Below are 17,472 nucleotides of genomic sequence, written 5' to 3'. Positions count from 1 at the left end.
AAGGATAAAGCGTCGAGTTACACAAATAGTCAAGTACTTAGACGGATAACTACAAAAGTGATGACACGTAAGTTGTTAGTGTAATACCCAGCAGCAAAAACGAAAATAAAAACAGAAGGGTTCACACTATGTTCAAATTGAATAAGCTCTTTACATCAGTTTCGTTAGCTGTAGTTGCGATGCATGGCGCTAGCACTAAGTTAATGGCAGAAGAGTTAACAACAACAAATACAAACGACTCAAACGCTGATTCTATCGAAGTAGTTTCAGTTGTCGCTCAACGAGATATCGCCGGTTTCCTTGAAAACCAACCCAGTGGATTGTTATTTGGGTTCGAAAAATCCTTGCTAGAAACTCCCCGTTCAGCAACCTTTGTAAGTGATGAGACATTAAAAGCATTTGGAGTGACTACGGTTGATGATTTAACCGCTGTAGCCCCTGGTACTTTTACCGCATCATTCTACGGTGTTGAAGGTGCCTTAAACGTTAGAGGAACCTTAGCAGAGACTTACTTTCATGGTTTTAAACGCATCGAAAATCGCGGTACCTACCAAACTCCAATTGGTTCTACATCGAGAGTAGACATTCTTCGAGGTCCACCTACAGCCAACTTTGGTCCAGGTAAAATTGGCGGACTACTTAATCTTGAACCCAAAACGGCTAGATTGAGTCAAAGTGGTGGTTACTTACCTGAAGCCGTGGGTGAAATGCAGGTAACACTAGGTTCATATGACAAAAAGAACGCCAGTTTTCAATTCGGATTGCCAGTGAATGTGGGCGATGCTGAAGGTGGGATCTATACCTATATTGAGGTGGAAGACTCTGGCAGTTATTACAATGATATAGAACCTGAACATCAAATGCTTCAAGTTACCGCAGATTTTGAGTTAGCCAATGATTGGAAGCTGGTTGCAGGTATAATGGCATACAATGCTGAAGGTTATGTGCAAACGCCAGGATGGAATCGGGTCACCCAAGAATTAATTGATGATGGGACCTATATTACCGGACGCGATACTGACTTAGTCGACACCAACGGTAATGGACAAATGGAATGGGCGGAGTTGTCTGCACAAGATCCCACTTATTTTGCTAAGTTGACGTCTTATCCTGACTATTATTTGTATGCCGATCCTAATGTAGCTGCATTAGACACTAACGTAGGAACGACCCAGTTGTCGCGCCACGATGTGTATACAAGTGATAGTGATTTTTCAGATACTTCGACTTTTACCGGTTTCGTCGATTTGATCAAAACCTATGAAGATGACAGCCAATTAAAACTGCAATTGTTTGCTGACTACCTCGATAATCAACGCTTTGTTAGTTACGGCTTCCCAGCTGATTACTTAGCCAAAACTGCGGAATTACGCGTTTCTTATATTAGTGCTTTTGGAAACAGCAGCGACGCGATACAAGGTTCCTACAATGTGGGTATCAGTAGTCGTTATTATGATGCTCGCCGCAAAGAGTCTTATAATGGTGGCCAAATTGCTATCAACCGTAGAGATATCTCAGTTGGTGCAATGCCGAACGACATCATGGGTTCGCCATTCAATTCTGATTTTTTCTGGGATCTAGATACCGAATCGAAGTGGAGTTATAACTCTGCATTTGCCATGGTTGATCTAACCGCAATGGAGGTTTGGAATCTGTCATTGAGCGGCCGTTATGACTACTACGATGTAGAATCCACTGAAAATGGCGATCCAACCTACTCCTATGCAACGGAAACATACGCTGAAGATAGCGAAGGTGAGTTTACTTTTAGTGCGATGTTACTGTTGGACTTAGAGTCAGGTATTCGCCCCTACGTAAGTTACGCTGAATCTTCCGCTATCGAGTTTAGCCAAGCCGGAGATGTTTCTCCTGATTTGATTGCTAACGGAGAATGGTTGTCTGAAGGTGAGTTGCTTGAAGGTGGTATAAAGCTCGAACTATTTGACGGCGTGTTAACTGGTTCTTTATCTGGCTACAGACAAGAAAGAACCGAGTTGAGTACCGTTGGAGGAAGTACTGTTAGTCGCACAAGAAGCGAAGGTACAGAATTAGAACTGCGCATTCTTGCCAGTGAAAATCTGAGCTTTAGCATTACTAGCAATAAGCAAAAAACCGAATACATCGATGGCTTTGCTGGTTACTACATAGTTAATCCAAGAGATATTGGTTTGAACGATATCGACAACTATGGCGTTTCGATAGCGGCATTGAGTTTTGCCAGCAGCATGTATTCAGCCACGGGTAGCGACTACTACCTGGGTGAATTAGAAGACACTCGTATTCCTGACGCGGTAACCAGTATTTACGCGACTTATGCCAGTGAAGCAGGCGTGTTCGATAGCATTGGCTCAACTTGGGGAGTTCGTCATGTATCGGAGACTTCAGGCTTAGTCGAAAATTCGGTGAAATACCCTAGTTATTGGACAGTACAGGGATCTTTCTTCGCCCATTATGGTGATTGGTCGTTGATGTTGAATATTGACAATGTATTTGACGAAACCTACTTTACATCGCTTCAGGACCTATATGGCGACGTTGCTGTATTGCCTGGTAAGGGACGTGAATGGCGAGTCACTGTCAATTACGCGTTTTAAATAAAAACATCTGTGTGCAGCTGAAAAATAGTTGTATTCACACTGCACACTTTGAGGATCATTATGGGAAAGTTAAGCGCTGATAAACAAGCATGGTTTGTTTTATGCACCTTCAGTTTAAGCTTTTTTGTTGTTACTGCCGCAACCTTTACTTCTCTGGGGGTTATTCTTCCAGCCATGGTAACTGAGTTAGGCTGGGATTGGACCACTGCAGGCCTTGGGTTTACGTTCTTAGGCGTAGCTTGTGGCTTGAGTGGGTACTTACCTACAGTGACAATTAGAAGGTGGGGCGTTGCGACAACGCTCATTATTGGCCTGCTGTTACTCGCTATCGGTTTTATTGTGTTGTATTTAACAATTGAACCTATTACTTATTTTCTAGGATGTATTCTCACTGGAACTGGGTATACCTTTGTAGGTTCAGTTCCGGGCACCTATATCATTACTCACTTTTTCAAACGACGTTCAACGGCTTTTGGTTTTTATTATACCGTTGGAGGTTTAGGCGGTGTTGTTGGACCAATCGTGGTTTGGATGGCAACCAATGTGCTAGGAAACTGGCGTTTACACTGGTTAGTTATGCTAGCGGCTATTGTAATATCAGTGGGATTAATGCTGTTAGCGCTGTTATTCACAGATGCCAACCGATTAAGAACGCCTCCTAAACAAGAAAAAGTGGATACCGAAAAACAACGGGTTTATGAAACGGAACAAACTTGGACATTTAAACAAGCAGTTCGTACCCCCCAATATATTTTGTTACTCGTCGCTTATTCCACGGTGCTATTTGTGGGAATTACAGTGAACAGTTTTTCCGTCGCGCATATGACTGAAGTCGGGATCACTTTTGCCTTAGCCAGCACTTTATTGTCTGCTGAGGCATTCTGCAATGCCATATCTCGTGTTGTAGGTGGCTTTATTGGTGAATTCTTTGATCCAAAAGTCATGTTGCAGATAGCGTTACTGTTACTGGCCGGCGGAATGTTTGCCTTAAGTTTCGGACAGTCTTTAGTCACCTTAGGCTTCTTCGCTTTTGCCATTGGTTTTGGGTTTGGTTTAACCTTTTTATCCTGCACAGTGTTACTTGTAAGATATTTTGGTACAGGGCCATATTTACCCTTGTTTTCGTTAATGAATATTGGTGCAACTATCGCTTCTGCAGCGCCTATTATTAGTGGCCGCATGCGCGATATATCAGGGACATTCGTTCCTCCATTCGTTTTGATTGGAATACTTCCCATGTTGGTGTTAGTTGGAATAGCATTCATGCGACCACCTAGACTCAAGCAGCAAAAAGTATCCGAACCAACCCCATCAGACCCATCAATAAATAATATGCTTGCAGCTAAAGTAGCTAGTAAGTAGTTGTTATTCAGGAGTTTTTAATATGACAACCAACAGTAAAGAATTTGGCGTGTTTTTACCCATCGCAAATGGCGGTTGGATAGTTTCAGAGAACACCCCTACTTTAGATGCTTCCTATCAGCAAAATAAAACCGCAGCCGTCATTGCAGACAGCTATAAAATGGACTTCATCATGTCCATGGCAAAATGGCGTGGGTATGGCGGTAAAACCGAACATTGGGGTACCTCTTTAGAATCCATCACTATGATGGCGGGATTAGCCGAAGCCACCAGTCACGCAAAAATTATCGCGACTGTGCATACTCTAATGATGAACCCTGGTGCGGTTGCCAAAATGATGAGCACCTTAGACCAGATTTCCGGTGGTCGAGCAGGGTTAAATATTGTTTCAGGTTCATTTCGCGATGAGCTTAACCAAATGGGTGCGTGGCGTGATGACATTGACCACGACGAGCGATATGTGTATGCCCAGGAATGGAGTGATTTGGTGCATAAACTGTGGCAAGAAGACCACGTAGATTATGATGGAAAGTACTTCAAGTTTGAAGACTGTGTGTCACAGCCTAAACCACTTAACAAGCCATTCACTGTCTGTGCAGGCCAATCAGAACGCGGCTTACGCTTCTCAGTAAAAAATACAGATGCATGTTTTGTAGGCGGTAAAGACGATGAAGAGACCCTTAAAATAACTCGCATGGCTCGCAAGATAGCCGATGAACTCGATACGCCAGTGAAGTGCTTTTGTATGGCAACACTGATTATTGAAGACACCGAAGAAGAAGCCCAAGCTAAAGCAGACTATTACCGCGAAGGTAAAGATTTAGGTGCGATTGAGGGCATGATGCGTTCATACGGAATTGACCCGGCATTAAAAGACAATGCCATGGTCATTCGAGCACAAGGTGCATTTATGAGTCGTGAATTAGTTGGCACTGCAGAATCAGTGAAACAACAGCTGATCGAGATGATTGATAACACTGAAATGGACGGCGTCATGGTGATTTTCGACGATTACGAAAAAGGGCTACACAAATTCGGCAAAGAAATTTTGCCGGCGGTAAGAGCCCATTATGGCTGATGCTGATTTAATAGAACTAAAATCCGATTGGATAACATCCAATCGCAGCGCTTTGTGCATCGTTGATGTACAAAACGACTTTGCCAGTCCAGATGGTCTGTTAGGACAGTTTGGACTCGACATGAGCGTGGTGCAACCCGCTGTTGAAAACATTAAAAAATTAGTCGCAAGCGCGCGCAAGAATGATATTCCAATTATCTTTGTAGGTTTAAAAACCACGGAACAAGACGACTCTGCTGCATGGCAAGAGTGGATGAGTAGACAAGGTAGAGATGCTAAAGCTGAAAGCGCTATTTGTCGTGCAGATACCGCTGGTATGACGTTTTATGGCACAGAGCCGCAAGACGGTGATTGGGTAATTTATAAAACACGTTATAGCGCCTTTTATGAAACACAACTGAATGACCTGTTGAAACAAAAGCAACTAGACACATTAGTGTTTTGCGGTATCACCACTGAATGTTGTGTAGAGTCTAGCGTCAGAGATGCGTTCCACCGTGATTATCATTGTATTGTGGTGAGTGATGGGTGTGCAGCTTACGATATAGAATTACATGACGCCAGTCTTCGAGCTATGGCTATCAATTTCGCTCTACTAAGCGATACCCAGTCCATCATTAAACATTGGGAGGCAGCATGAGCAGTCCTTTGTACCCATCTGATACTCAAGTAAACTACTCGGTAACAGACGATGATATTGCAGCGATTAAAGCGGCTATCAGCATAGACGAAATAACCGAACTAGCTCTCACTTTGGGTAATATTCCCAGCCAATCCGGTTATGAAGCCGAATCGGGGAAATTTGTCTTCGACTGGTTGCAAACTAACGGTTTCAAAACCCGTCAATGTGGCGCTACACCAGAACGTCAAAACATCATTGGCGAATATGGCGGTAAAGGCGTTGGTAAAAACCTATTATTTACTGCTCACTTAGATACCGAAAGCCCAAGCGATAATCCACATATTAATCAACACAAGTTTTCGCAAAAGACCTTAGAGAATCCAGAGTGGGATAAGTGTTGGTTGGAAGACGGTAAGTTTCACGGTTTCCCCATCAGTAATGATCGCGGCCCGATGAGTTGTTTTTTAATTGCTGCCAAAGCATTAAAAGCAGCAGGGATTGAATTAGCTGGAAAGTTATATTTGACGGCCTGCCCAGGAGAAATTGGTCCTGAGCCAATGGAACAGTGGCAAGGCGTTGATTATATGGGGAAAGATATAGGTGCTCACTATCTGTTTCACCACGGTGGTGTAGTTGCAGATTACGCCATTGCTGCAGAAGGCTGTGATTGGGGCGTAACTTGGCAAGGTAATGGCTATGCCTTATTTCGCATTCAGTTATTTGGTGAAGGAGTTTTTACACCAATATTGGAAGCGCCAGTAGAAACTCATAAGCATCCCAACCCGATATACAAATTAGGCACGGTGATCGATGCATTACACACTTGGTCACAACAATATGAAGCGGAAAACCAGTATGTTACTACCGGTGGCGTCTCTGTTCCCAAAGTGCAAATTGATTCGATTAAAGCTGGTTCACCATTAACCTTTGGCGCCGGCACGGATGTGTGCTCTGTTTATATTGAAGTTGGTCTGACTGCGCAGCAAACGGCAGCACAACCATACCACCAGCTGAAGCAGGTAATGGCATCCTTAGATATCGATGAGTACGATATAGAACCAATGGTTGTAAGAAATGGTTTCGAGGCAGATGCAAATGCTGTCGCTCCCTTGGTGAAGTCTCTGTGTGATGCCACCAAAGCAACCCGAAATGCGCCCATTGAGTTAGCCCACCCTGCTTATTCTAGTATGTGGCGCGACCACAACGTATTTAATATGCAACGCATACCAGCAGTGACCTCCGGCATGCCTAGATGGCGCTCAACGCCACAAGATTTAGTTGATAGTGCATTAATTTATGCACTAACTGCTTTATCAGTGTGTGGCAAACGTGAATCTTAAAAATAGTGAACCAAATTATGAATACGTCACCATCTAAACCCTCTGAAGAATTAACCATAGAGCACTTAAAAGGCGACTTTGGTGCGCAAATAGTCGATGTGGATTTACAATCAGCAGATCAAGAGACCTTAGGAAAAGTCGTGGCTGCATTTCATCAACATGGTGCAATTTTATTGCGCAATCAAACCATGGAGCCCGATGACCTAATGCGCTTTATTAATGCTTTCGGTGAGCCAGAGTTACATACTCAAACTAAGTTTTGCTTACCTAACTATCCGCATATTTTTAAAATTTCGAATATGCTCGGTGAAAAAGGTGAACCCATTGGTGCCCATAACGATGGTTTAGGTTGGCATACAGATTATTCTTATAAAGAAGAGCCTGTCATGTGCACTATGTTGTACGCTGTAACCGTCCCTGATGAAGGCGGAGATACATTATTAGCAGACCAAGTTGCGGCCTATGAAGATTTATCGGAAGAAAAAAAGGCACAATTAGATCCCTTAAAGATTCATCACTCCCTCGTGCATTTTATTCAAAATCGAGAATTCAATAGTTATGAAATAACCGATGAGCTGCGCCGTGAAAACCCAGACGTTATTCACCCGATGATACGGGTCCATCCCGCTGATGGCCGCAAGGCCTTGTGGGTTAGTACAGGTACGGTAAAACATATTTTAGGAATGGAAGACGACGAAGCCATGGCCTTGGTGGATGAGCTAGTAGAATATATAACCCAACCGAAATATGTGTATGCACACAAGTGGCAAAAAGGTGATGTGTTAATGTGGGACAACCGCTGCACATTGCACACTGGCACCGTTTACGATGATAAAAAATACCAACGTATGGCCCATCGATTATGGGTTAAAGGCGAAAAGCCCATATCAGTAGGTGATGTATAGGCTGGTATTGATGCCAGCGCAATTCAAATAGATTTCAGGGACTGAAGTCCCTGCTACAGGTTATCTTATGGGCTGGTATTGATGCTAGCGCACGTTAAATAGATCCCAGGGGCTAAGGCCCCTGCTACAGGTTATAGATGTAAATTACTCTTGGGTAAAGTGGGCTGGAATTTGCGGTGAATCACCACCTTTCACCCACAATATAATTTCATTTCCCCAAGGATCTTGGAAAGCGGCATTTATACCGTTAAATTCAGCCCAAAAATGGTCTTTCCACAAAATACTTGCCCCTCTCGTTTCTGCTCGCTCTAAAATAGCATCAATGCTGTCATCATCGCTGACCAGAATCCAAACCCTTGGTTTGCGCCCTTCAGTTGCAATAGAGCGAGGCTCAACGCCTTCTCGGTTTGGATGAGGACGTGCATTTTCAGCTTTATGTATGCCAAGGTGAAAGTTTCCAATAGTGGTTTCATTTCCGTCACTATCATGCATAACACCGCCCGGAACCATGCGGTGATATATGCCCATTGGACGTGGGTCATTCTCCCAACCAAAAACTTCGGCGTAAAACTCGCCAGCGGCTGCAGGGTCATCAGCACTAAGATCGACAAAAATAAGAGTATTGGGGTAAGTCATTATACTTTCCTGTGTTTTTAATGAAGTTCCCCTTATGATGAATCAATGATTTATCAATACTTTCATATATATGCCTTTTTAATTGATTTCAGTAAGCAATAAAACTATACCAAACCTCGCTCAGCAAAAGACACACAGTCGCCATCCCCCACAATAATGTGATCCAGTACAGTGACGTCAATTAACTCCAAAGCATGTTTGATACGCTGAGTAATATGTTGATCTGCCTGACTGGGTTCTGCGATACCCGAAGGGTGGTTGTGACTTAAAATGATTGCCGCAGCATTAACCCCTAAGGCTTGTTGAACAATCACTCGGGGGTAAACACTGGCAGCGTTAATCGTCCCAAAAAACAATTTTTTAAAGGAAATTAAGCGATGTTGACTGTCGAGTAATAATACGGCAAATACCTCGTTAGGTTCATCTCTTAACTGACTGAGAAGATATTGTTTAGTGCGATTGGCACTATCGAAAGTGTGCTTTCGAGTAAGTGATTGCGCAAAGTAACGTTTCGACATTTCCAAGGTTGCTTGAAGCTGCACATATTTTACTTCTCCTAGACCTTTTCCCAAACAAAATTGGCTTTTGCTGGCATTTAATAAACTGCGTAAAGATCCAAACTGAATCAACAGTTCTCGGGCCAAATCAACTGCACTTGAGCCCTGTACGCCCGTTCTTAAAAAAATGGCGAGAAGTTCTGCGTCTGATAGGGCTTCACTGCCCATGGATAGGAGCTTTTCTCTAGGCCGCTCCATTTTTGGCCATTCTGATAGTTTCATGCGTCCGTGCCTGAATTAAGGTTAAAATAACGAGCTATTAGTCGTATACCACCAATTAAACCTAGCAAATGATCGCTGATCAGGCCAATATTAAGTCATATCAAATACCTAAGTGTTTTGTCTAACTTGTATATTAGGTAGAATACTGGACAGATTTTCAGTGAATATGTAGACACATGGCCATTCAAAAAGACAAGGTTTTACTTGGGGTTACAGGCGGCATTGCTGCTTATAAAACCCCTGATTTAGTGCGTAAGCTAACTGCAAAAAATACAGAGGTTCGAGCTGTTCTAACGGCTTCAGCAGAACACTTTGTTAGTCCTTTAGCACTGCAAGCAGTTTCCGGCAATCCAGTTTCTAATGACTTACTCGATCCTGCGGCAGAGGCAGCTATGGGGCATATTGAATTAGCCAAATGGGCTGATACCATTCTGATTGCGCCCGCTACTGCAAATTTCATTGCGAAACTTGCCCATGGCATGGCCGATGATTTGTTATCTACTTTGTGTTTAGCCAGCAGCGCAAAAATATTTGTTGCTCCAGCCATGAACCAACAAATGTGGAAAGCAGAAGCAACACAGGCAAACCTTGCTATTTTAGCTAAGCGCGGTATCACTATAATTCCCCCCGACTCTGGTGAACAAGCTTGTGGAGATGTTGGGCAAGGTCGTATGCCCGAACCGCAATACTTGGCTGAAATAATCACCCAACCCAAACCTCTTCAACTTTTAGCGGGTAAAAAAATGGTGATTACCGCAGGGCCTACTCGAGAAGCGATAGATCCTGTTCGCTATATTAGTAATCATAGTTCTGGAAAAATGGGTTATGCACTTGCAAATGCGGCAATAGCAATGGGCGCTAAAGTGACTTTGGTTAGTGGTCCAGTCAATATAACGGCTCCTGATCAAGCAACCCTAGTTAAGGTTGAAAGCGCGCTACAGATGCATGACGCAGTAATGGGCAATATACAGGGCGCGGATATTTTTATTGGTTGTGCGGCCGTCGCTGACTATCGTCCTTCACAAGCGGTAAATCAAAAAATCAAGAAGAACAATCAAGAGTTAACCCTTACTTTTACTAAAAACCCTGATATTCTTGCAGATGTCGCAAAACAACAACGGTCAGTGTTCACTGTCGGCTTTGCTGCCGAAACGCAAGACGTTAGTCGTTATGCAAAAGATAAATTACAGCGTAAGCAGCTCGATATGATTGCCGCCAATGATGTATCAAATAGCGACATTGGATTTAACAGCGAACAAAATGCTTTGACTGTTTTTTGGAAAGAGGGTGAAAAATCTCTAGAAGTTGCCGATAAAAGACAACTTGCTTTTAAATTGATGCAATTAGTATCCGAAAGATATAAAGATAAACATGCAACACAATAATTCTAAAAATAATAATATAGTCCTACAGACAGGGAGACATATTGATGCCCGCGAATAAACGTCCAAACCGCAGAGCGCAAATTTTGCAGTGTCTGGCAAGTATGCTAGAAAGTAATCCTGGACAGCGCATTACGACGGCTAAGTTGGCAACAGAAGTGGGCGTTTCAGAGGCTGCTTTATACCGTCACTTTCCCAGTAAAGCGCGGATGTTTGAAGGTTTGATTGAATTTATTGAAGAAACGTTATTTTCTCGCATTAATAAAATCATTAATGAAGAAAAAGACAGTGCAGTGCGTATTCAGCTTATTATTCATTTAATTTTAGGATTCTCAGAAAAAAATCCAGGTATTACCCGAATTTTAAATGGCGATGCCTTAATGGGTGAACAAGAACGTTTACGCAGTAGAATTGCACAAATTTTTGAGCGGCTTGAAACCCAAATCAAACAGGTTTTGAGAGAGCGTAAACTCCGCGAAGGTAAATCTTTACCTGCGGATGAAGCTGTAATTGCAAATATGCTGATTTGCTATACCGACGGCCGTATTAATTTATTTATTCGTAGTGATTTCAAACGTCGCCCCACCGAAGATTTTAAAGAGACCTGGCAGTTCATTAACAAGCAGTTTTTTTCATAGGTTCGTTTCAATAGTTTTGTTATTTCTGTTGGTATCTATTCCAGCGTAATTCAAATGGATTTCAGGGACTCAAGTCCCTGCTACAAATTACCTTGTAAGCTGGTATTGATGCTAGCGTAATTTAAATAGATTTCAGGGACTAAAGTCCCTGCTACAAATTGCCTTGTAGGCTGGTTTTGATGCCTGCACAATTCAAATAGACCTCAGGGACTCAAGTCCCTGCTACAAATTACCTTGTAGGCTGGTATTGATGCTAGCGCAATTCAAATAGACCTCAGGGACTAAAGTCCCTGCTACGGTTTATCTGTTTACGTTCCCATAAGAAGATTCCTTGACACTAATAATTTCTCAGCTAGTCTATAAAGAACACCTATTCTTTATTATTTGAGCAAATTAATATGCCCCGCAAGGCCTTATACAATGTAGAAGAAGTGCTTGAGCAAGCAATTGCTGTGTTCTTGGAACATGGTTATCACGGTGCGGCTATGGATGAAATTATCGCTAGAACCGATTTCAATCGTCGTGGGTTTTATATTGAATTTGGTTCTAAACAGCAGTTCTTATACATCGTACTTGCCCATTATCAAGAGCAACATTTGGCAAAAGCCATTTCACACTTAGAGCACAATCAAGGCATGCTCTCTATTCATGGTTTTTTTACAGATTACATCGATTTGGTTAAAGGTCGAGGTTGCTTGTTAATCAACATTATCACCGAGTTGGGATTTGATGATTTAAAAATTCGAGATATTGGCAGGCATTATCTAGATCGCTTACAGATTGATTTTATTGGATGCTTGGAAAAAGCTCAAAAGCTCGGCGAGATTAGACAAGATATCAACATTGAGTCTACCGGGTTGCAACTATGCAGCTACGTGCAAGGGTTTGCAGTTAACGGAATTCTAGCCGGTGACACAGATGAACTCATGCTAGCAACACAAGCTATTTTGGGCCCCCTAAAACCTTAATGAGTGTCTGTCTGGCTGACTTATTGGATTAATCCGTAAGAACCTTAATAGTTTTGTGATTAGGGGGCGGATTTCACTTGGCGATTGTCTCAGTTATCGTTAGAATTCAGGCCGGTTTTAACATCTTAAAGTGAGTAATATGACAGCCAAAAATCCTTTATTTCGTGTACAGTTTGTTAGTAATGGTGAACGTTATGAAGTTTACGTACGAGAAGTCAGTCAGGGCAGTATGTTTGGTTTTGTGGAGATTGGCGATTTTGTCTGGGATACCCATACAACACTGGTATTAGATCCAAGTCATGAAAAGTTAAAAACTGAATTTGCCGATGTAAAGCACACCTATATCCCAATGCACAGTGTGTTAAGAATTGATGAAGTGAAGAAACAAGGCACGGCAAAGATTACTGAACTATCAGATAAAGTAACGGCCTTTCCTAGTCCCATTTATACTCCTAAAAATTAGTACTTTTCTGTACCCCATACAGTAAGCTGTAAATTGATAGTTTCAGTACAATTTGTGTTAGAAACGTTATAGTTGTGGGCGTTGCCCAAATAAATAGGAAAGAACCCCAAATGCATATCCCGTTGAGCAGAATGACGATATTTTTCTTGCTGTTTTTATGCCTTCCAGCAACGGCATCCGAACAACAAAAATTGACCAAATTAATGGACAATATTTGGCAATACGAACTCTCCATATCTCCTGTTTATGCTAGCTCTCAAGGCGTACATGACTTCGATGATCAACTTGCCGACATTTCCCCTGAAGGGCTCGCCAGGCAAAATGATCAGTTCGAAAGTTTCTTACATAAACTAGATAACATAAACCAAGAACAGTTACCGCGAACAGATCAAATTAACCTGCTGATGCAACGTTATCGGATACAAAATTATGTCGATGAATATCACTTCAAAGCACATTATGTTCCGCTAACCTCAGAGTATGGGTTTCATAGTGCAATGGCTGGACTTCCACGCTCGAGTCGATTCGCTAATGTGAAGGACTATCAAAATTACCTCACTAGGCTTGATCAAATCCCAGCTTATTTCGCCCAGCAAATTGCGTGGATGAAAAAAGGAATGGAAGTGGGAATGGTGCAACCTAAAGCGGTTATGCTAGGTTTTGAAAAGTCTGTTGAAAGTTTTTTCAGTGGGAAAGTTGAAGATAATACTTTTTATAGTCCATTCTTAAAAATCGATGATAGCAATGCCACTGAAGCTCAGAAGCGAGCATTAATAATAGAAGCCAAGGAAGTTATCAAACGAGATGTGATGGGCGCTTATCAAAGCTTTTACGACTTTTTGGTCACCGATTATATTCCTAATGCTAAATCAGATGTTGCTTCTAAAACCTGGCCTAACGGCGAAAAGATGTATCAAAATCGTGCCCAATACTATACCACTACAGATCTTTCAGTGGATGATATCCACCAGCTAGGGTTAACCGAAGTGGCGCGCATACGCGCTCAAATGCAGGACATTGTTGATGAGCTAGACTTTCAGGGGAGTATCAATGAGTTTATTGAATTCTTACGTACAGATCCGCAATTTTATGCTAAAACTCCTGAAGAATTGTTGAAGCACGCGTCTTATGTAGCTAAACGCATGGATGCAAAGTTACCCAAGCTGTTTTACAAACTCCCTCGCACACCTTACGGTGTTGCACCGGTTCCCGATGCCATTGCACCGAAATACACTACTGGTAGGTATGTTTCACCTAGGCGTGATGATGAGCCAGGTTATTATTGGGTAAACACCTACGCATTAGATAAACGACCTTTATATGCTATTCCCGCCTTAACAATGCATGAAGCGGTTCCCGGCCACCATTTACAAATTTCACTCGCGTCAGAGATGCAGAACTTACCTAATGTACGCCGTTACACCTATATTTCGGCATTTGGTGAAGGCTGGGGTTTGTATTCTGAATTTTTGGGTAAAGAAGTGGGTATTTATCAAACTCCTTATGAAGAATTTGGACGCTTAAGTTATGAAATGTGGCGCGCGTGTCGTTTAGTGGTTGATACTGGGATGCACATGAAGGGTTGGACACGACAGCAGGCTTTGGACTATATGCTAGAAAATACAGCATTGTCAGAGCACAATGTGACCACGGAAATCGATCGTTATATCTCTTGGCCGGCACAGGCCCTAGCCTATAAAATTGGCGAGTTGGAGATTAAAAAGTTACGAGCTGAAGCAGAAGAAGCCCTTGGGGATAAGTTTGATTTACGCGCTTTTCATGATGCGGTGTTGGAATATGGCTCTATTCCATTGTCAGTTCTTAGAGAAAATATCGCTCTATTTATTGAACAACAAAAAGCATTATAAATAGCAAAATATGCAGAGCTTCAATGCTCTGCAATCAATTTTGGATTAAAGCTTGTTACACTCTTTAAGCAAATAAGCAAATTCCTCTGGATCCACTGGCATAATAGACAAGCGATGGCCTTTTTTGACCAGACCAATCTGTTGTATTTGCGGCATTGCTTTTATGCTTTTTAAACTCAGTACATGTTTGAATTTTTTGACGAATTTAACATCGACCATATACCATCTGGGATTTTCAGGGTCTGATTTGGGATCATAATATTTTGACTCTGGGTCAAACTGGGTATGATCGGGATAAGACTCTTTTACCACTTCAGCTAAACCTGCGATTCCAACGTTTTTACAGCTAGAGTGATATATGAATACCTGATCACCGAGTTGCACTTTATCCCGTAAAAAATTACGCGCCTGATAATTTCGAATACCATCCCAATGCTCTGTTTGATTAGGTTTATTCGCTAAATCATCGATGCTAAATGCATCCGGCTCACTCTTAAATAACCAATAATTCATAACCTACCTTTTATGCTTTTCGGTATTACCGGGGTTCATCATACTAACTATTCCCTCAAGTTACCGCAAAACTTGCATCTCTGAAATTGATCAATATACTGTACATAAATACAGTATATTATCTGCTCATTTATTCGGCGCGAATTATCCGGAGTTTAGGTTATTTATGAATACACTATTGGAACACTTAAAAAATAAACGCTTAGTCTGGCAAGGTAATCAACAAGAACACTGCCTAACCTCTAATAGTACCGGTTATGTTGAACTTGATGATGCACTTCAAGGTGGTTTCCCACAATCGGGAATGATTGATATCCATACTCCCATAGGGATTGGCGAGTTACGCTTGTTATTGCCTGCTTTGCGATATCGTCAGCAACACAAACGCTTGTTGGTATTTATTGCAGCCCCAATGCAAATTAACGGTGAAATGTTAGCGCACTTTGGGCTCAGCCTTGAGCAAGTGTTAATTGTACAACCTAATTCTGCAGAGCACGCCCTTTGGAGCGCCGAACAGTGCCTTAAAAGCGGCTGCTGTCATAGTGTGCTAATGTGGCATCAACAGCTTGAAATAGCCCAAACCAAACGTTTGCAACTGGCTGCAGAACAAGGTGACGCTTTGCATTTTGTGCTGCGGCAAAGTCGACAAGTAAGCTTATCATTGCCCGTCAGCTTAGCAATGAAACTCAATGCCCATGAACAGGGAGTTGCAGTACAAATAACCAAACGTAAGGGCGGTTGGCCAGCCCAGCCCTTCAATATCAATATGACTCACACTTGGCCCGAATTGGCCCTCAGTCAACGCGCCAGTAATGTGCTGTCATTCCCGCAGGCGAAAGTCAGTTAATATGCAGCCCCTTTGGTTATATTTACACTTTCCGCATTTGCAGTTGGACAGCCTATGTCATGGGATCTCCTTGTCTCAGGAACCGTCTGCTGAAGGCACTAACCCGCAAATGAGCACTCAACATGCACTAGTTATATTGCATCATCAGTCAAATTGCGTATTGCAGTTAAATCAAGCTGCTATTGATGCAGGTATCCGCATGGGAATGGGATTGGGAACTGCCGCCGCACTAGATCAACATTTACAGGTATTGCCTTATAAAAGAGATGTTGAACAAAAAAAATTAGTTGAGATAGCCGAACATTTGTACTTAGTGACCTCAGATATCAGTCTTTTTCCACCGAATGGTCTGTTGTTACGGATCCACAATATGCTGATGCTATATAATGGGCTAAATGGTTACTGGCGGGTTATTAAGAACCAACTAAAAGACTTTCAGGTAACCTATTATTACGCCAGCGGACAATCCCCTTATGCAGCGAGGATCCTCGCCCGTACAGCATGGAATCAGGTCAGTGATCATCTGCCTATGCTGCAACATCAAATTGGTATACGACAACTAACGGACTCTGAGCTAGATAAGAAAAGCGTTAGCAAATTAGCCCGAGTGGGTATCCATAATCTTGCAGATTTGATGGCGTTGCCCCTAAAAGATGTCGCCAAACGGTTTGACATAGATTTAGTGACATACTTGGGTAGGCTAAGTGGTGAATTTCACCATTCAGTGGATTTTTATCACCCCCAATCGAAGTTTCAACGTTATCTAGAGCTACTCTACGAAATAAGTCACACAGACACTCTGCTATCGCCAATGAGACAGTTGTTAGCAGCATTAGAACAGTTTTTAAAAATCCGCGATTTACTTACTCAAAAAATTATTTTTACATTATATCAAAGGGATAATAGAACACTGACACTAGAAGTAGGATCAGCCCAAGGAGAGTATCTCGCCGACAAATGGACGAATCTCAGCACCTTAAAATTAGACAACTTGGTTTTACAGGCTCCCATATTTGCCCTGGAGCTAAGTGCTCCTGACACCCAATTACGTAGTCCCGATAAAGCTGATTTATTTAGTGCCAGTAAAGGTACTCTCACCTATTTACAGTTAATTTCATTACTCCAGGCCAAACTAGGGGAGGAAGCGATTTCGCAGGTGGTATTAGATGACGACTTTCGTCCCGAGAAAGTGAATAAATATGTACCACCACACCTAGAGGTAACACCAAAGTCGATTTCAACCTATCCATTACGACCTAGCTTTATGCTACAAACTCCTCAGCCATTAACGGAAAAAGTATCTATCATACATGGCCCAGAGCGCATAAGTACTGGATGGTGGGACAACCAACAAATCACCCGCGATTATTTCATCGCTCGTAATCAACATGGCCAGTGGCTATGGATATATCGCACCACTAAAAGCCTGTGGTTTGCCCATGGTTTTTTTAGCTAAGCTGTGAGTGAAGAAGAT

General features: G+C 42.3%; 16 protein-coding genes. 13 read left to right on the top strand and 3 right to left on the bottom strand.

Going from position 1 to position 17,472, the window contains the following annotated elements; all coding sequences use genetic code 11:
- The first annotated feature begins 128 nt into the window (after positions 1-128).
- The 6 genes from Q4574_RS06860 (at position 129) to Q4574_RS06835 (ending at position 7,904) form a co-directional block, all read left to right on the top strand.
- The gene (locus Q4574_RS06860; protein WP_303472902.1) at positions 129-2,594 is read left to right on the top strand and encodes a TonB-dependent siderophore receptor; all 2,466 of its coding nucleotides are present in this window, start codon (positions 129-131) and stop codon (positions 2,592-2,594) included.
- A 63-nt stretch (positions 2,595-2,657) separates the two neighbouring features.
- Complete coding sequence (locus Q4574_RS06855) at positions 2,658-3,959, top strand: CynX/NimT family MFS transporter (protein WP_303472900.1); 1,302 nt, start codon at positions 2,658-2,660, stop codon at positions 3,957-3,959.
- 22 nt (positions 3,960-3,981) lie between these two features.
- On the top strand, positions 3,982-5,037 hold the full coding sequence (locus tag Q4574_RS06850) for an LLM class flavin-dependent oxidoreductase (RefSeq protein WP_303472898.1): 1,056 nt from the start codon (positions 3,982-3,984) through the stop codon (positions 5,035-5,037).
- Positions 5,030-5,677, top strand: a complete 648-nt coding sequence (locus Q4574_RS06845) for a cysteine hydrolase family protein (protein WP_303472896.1) — start codon at positions 5,030-5,032, stop codon at positions 5,675-5,677. The genes Q4574_RS06850 and Q4574_RS06845 overlap by 8 nt, the downstream gene beginning before the upstream one ends.
- Positions 5,674-6,999, top strand: coding sequence for a hypothetical protein (locus Q4574_RS06840; protein ID WP_303472894.1), 1,326 nt, complete (start codon positions 5,674-5,676; stop codon positions 6,997-6,999). The genes Q4574_RS06845 and Q4574_RS06840 overlap by 4 nt, the downstream gene beginning before the upstream one ends.
- A gap of 17 nt (positions 7,000-7,016) precedes the next feature.
- Positions 7,017-7,904: a TauD/TfdA family dioxygenase gene (locus Q4574_RS06835; RefSeq protein ID WP_303472892.1), complete on the top strand. Its 888-nt coding sequence runs from the start codon at positions 7,017-7,019 to the stop codon at positions 7,902-7,904.
- A 144-nt stretch (positions 7,905-8,048) separates the two neighbouring features.
- Here Q4574_RS06835 and Q4574_RS06830 read toward each other — a convergent pair whose 3' ends face one another.
- Together Q4574_RS06830 and radC are read right to left on the bottom strand one after the other, a co-directional pair.
- Positions 8,049-8,540, bottom strand: coding sequence for a VOC family protein (locus tag Q4574_RS06830; protein ID WP_303472890.1), 492 nt, complete (start codon positions 8,538-8,540; stop codon positions 8,049-8,051).
- 104 nt (positions 8,541-8,644) lie between these two features.
- Entirely contained in the window at positions 8,645-9,319 is a 675-nt protein-coding gene (gene radC / locus Q4574_RS06825; RefSeq protein ID WP_303472888.1) for a DNA repair protein RadC, read from the bottom strand.
- Positions 9,320-9,495: 176 nt separating this feature from the next.
- On the opposite strand from radC, the gene coaBC reads away from it, so the two are divergent.
- The 5 genes from coaBC (at position 9,496) to Q4574_RS06800 (ending at position 14,638) form a co-directional block, all read left to right on the top strand.
- Entirely contained in the window at positions 9,496-10,704 is a 1,209-nt protein-coding gene (coaBC, locus tag Q4574_RS06820) for a bifunctional phosphopantothenoylcysteine decarboxylase/phosphopantothenate--cysteine ligase CoaBC (RefSeq protein WP_303472886.1), read from the top strand.
- Between the two features lie 44 nt (positions 10,705-10,748).
- Entirely contained in the window at positions 10,749-11,339 is a 591-nt protein-coding gene (gene slmA, locus Q4574_RS06815) for a nucleoid occlusion factor SlmA (protein WP_303472884.1), read from the top strand.
- A gap of 398 nt (positions 11,340-11,737) precedes the next feature.
- Positions 11,738-12,307 (top strand): TetR/AcrR family transcriptional regulator, encoded by a 570-nt coding sequence (locus tag Q4574_RS06810; RefSeq protein WP_303472882.1) that lies wholly within the window; start codon positions 11,738-11,740, stop codon positions 12,305-12,307.
- 139 nt (positions 12,308-12,446) lie between these two features.
- The gene (locus Q4574_RS06805; RefSeq protein WP_303472879.1) at positions 12,447-12,770 is read left to right on the top strand and encodes a DUF1820 family protein; all 324 of its coding nucleotides are present in this window, start codon (positions 12,447-12,449) and stop codon (positions 12,768-12,770) included.
- A gap of 131 nt (positions 12,771-12,901) precedes the next feature.
- Positions 12,902-14,638, top strand: coding sequence for a DUF885 family protein (locus tag Q4574_RS06800; protein WP_303473371.1), 1,737 nt, complete (start codon positions 12,902-12,904; stop codon positions 14,636-14,638).
- A 45-nt stretch (positions 14,639-14,683) separates the two neighbouring features.
- On the opposite strand, the gene Q4574_RS06795 is transcribed toward Q4574_RS06800, so the two are convergent.
- Positions 14,684-15,151: an EVE domain-containing protein gene (locus Q4574_RS06795; protein WP_303472878.1), complete on the bottom strand. Its 468-nt coding sequence runs from the start codon at positions 15,149-15,151 to the stop codon at positions 14,684-14,686.
- A gap of 166 nt (positions 15,152-15,317) precedes the next feature.
- Between Q4574_RS06795 and imuA the strand changes: the two genes are divergently transcribed.
- Both imuA and Q4574_RS06785 read left to right on the top strand, forming a co-directional pair.
- Positions 15,318-15,998: a translesion DNA synthesis-associated protein ImuA gene (gene imuA / locus Q4574_RS06790; protein WP_303472876.1), complete on the top strand. Its 681-nt coding sequence runs from the start codon at positions 15,318-15,320 to the stop codon at positions 15,996-15,998.
- Positions 15,999-16,068: 70 nt separating this feature from the next.
- Positions 16,069-17,454, top strand: a complete 1,386-nt coding sequence (locus Q4574_RS06785) for a DNA polymerase Y family protein (protein ID WP_303472874.1) — start codon at positions 16,069-16,071, stop codon at positions 17,452-17,454.
- Positions 17,455-17,472: the final 18 nt, after the last annotated feature.

The sequence above is a fragment of the Aliiglaciecola sp. 3_MG-2023 genome (assembly GCF_030548205.1).
Taxonomy (GTDB): domain Bacteria; phylum Pseudomonadota; class Gammaproteobacteria; order Enterobacterales; family Alteromonadaceae; genus Aliiglaciecola.
This window is presented reverse-complemented; position numbering and strand designations above follow the sequence as displayed.

Bases quoted from the DNA above. Each gene is read 5' to 3' on its own strand.
- radC (WP_303472888.1), bottom strand. From the start codon at position 9,319: ATGAAACTATCAGAATGGCCAAAAATGGAGCGGCCTAGAGAAAAGCTC.
- Q4574_RS06840 (WP_303472894.1), top strand. From the start codon at position 5,674: ATGAGCAGTCCTTTGTACCCATCTGATACTCAAGTAAACTACTCGGTA.
- Q4574_RS06860 (WP_303472902.1), top strand. From the start codon at position 129: ATGTTCAAATTGAATAAGCTCTTTACATCAGTTTCGTTAGCTGTAGTT.
- Q4574_RS06855 (WP_303472900.1), top strand. From the start codon at position 2,658: ATGGGAAAGTTAAGCGCTGATAAACAAGCATGGTTTGTTTTATGCACC.
- Q4574_RS06810 (WP_303472882.1), top strand. From the start codon at position 11,738: ATGCCCCGCAAGGCCTTATACAATGTAGAAGAAGTGCTTGAGCAAGCA.
- Q4574_RS06850 (WP_303472898.1), top strand. From the start codon at position 3,982: ATGACAACCAACAGTAAAGAATTTGGCGTGTTTTTACCCATCGCAAAT.
- imuA (WP_303472876.1), top strand. From the start codon at position 15,318: ATGAATACACTATTGGAACACTTAAAAAATAAACGCTTAGTCTGGCAA.
- Q4574_RS06795 (WP_303472878.1), bottom strand. From the start codon at position 15,151: ATGAATTATTGGTTATTTAAGAGTGAGCCGGATGCATTTAGCATCGAT.
- Q4574_RS06830 (WP_303472890.1), bottom strand. From the start codon at position 8,540: ATGACTTACCCCAATACTCTTATTTTTGTCGATCTTAGTGCTGATGAC.
- coaBC (WP_303472886.1), top strand. From the start codon at position 9,496: ATGGCCATTCAAAAAGACAAGGTTTTACTTGGGGTTACAGGCGGCATT.
- Q4574_RS06835 (WP_303472892.1), top strand. From the start codon at position 7,017: ATGAATACGTCACCATCTAAACCCTCTGAAGAATTAACCATAGAGCAC.
- Q4574_RS06845 (WP_303472896.1), top strand. From the start codon at position 5,030: ATGGCTGATGCTGATTTAATAGAACTAAAATCCGATTGGATAACATCC.
- Q4574_RS06800 (WP_303473371.1), top strand. From the start codon at position 12,902: ATGACGATATTTTTCTTGCTGTTTTTATGCCTTCCAGCAACGGCATCC.
- Q4574_RS06805 (WP_303472879.1), top strand. From the start codon at position 12,447: ATGACAGCCAAAAATCCTTTATTTCGTGTACAGTTTGTTAGTAATGGT.
- slmA (WP_303472884.1), top strand. From the start codon at position 10,749: ATGCCCGCGAATAAACGTCCAAACCGCAGAGCGCAAATTTTGCAGTGT.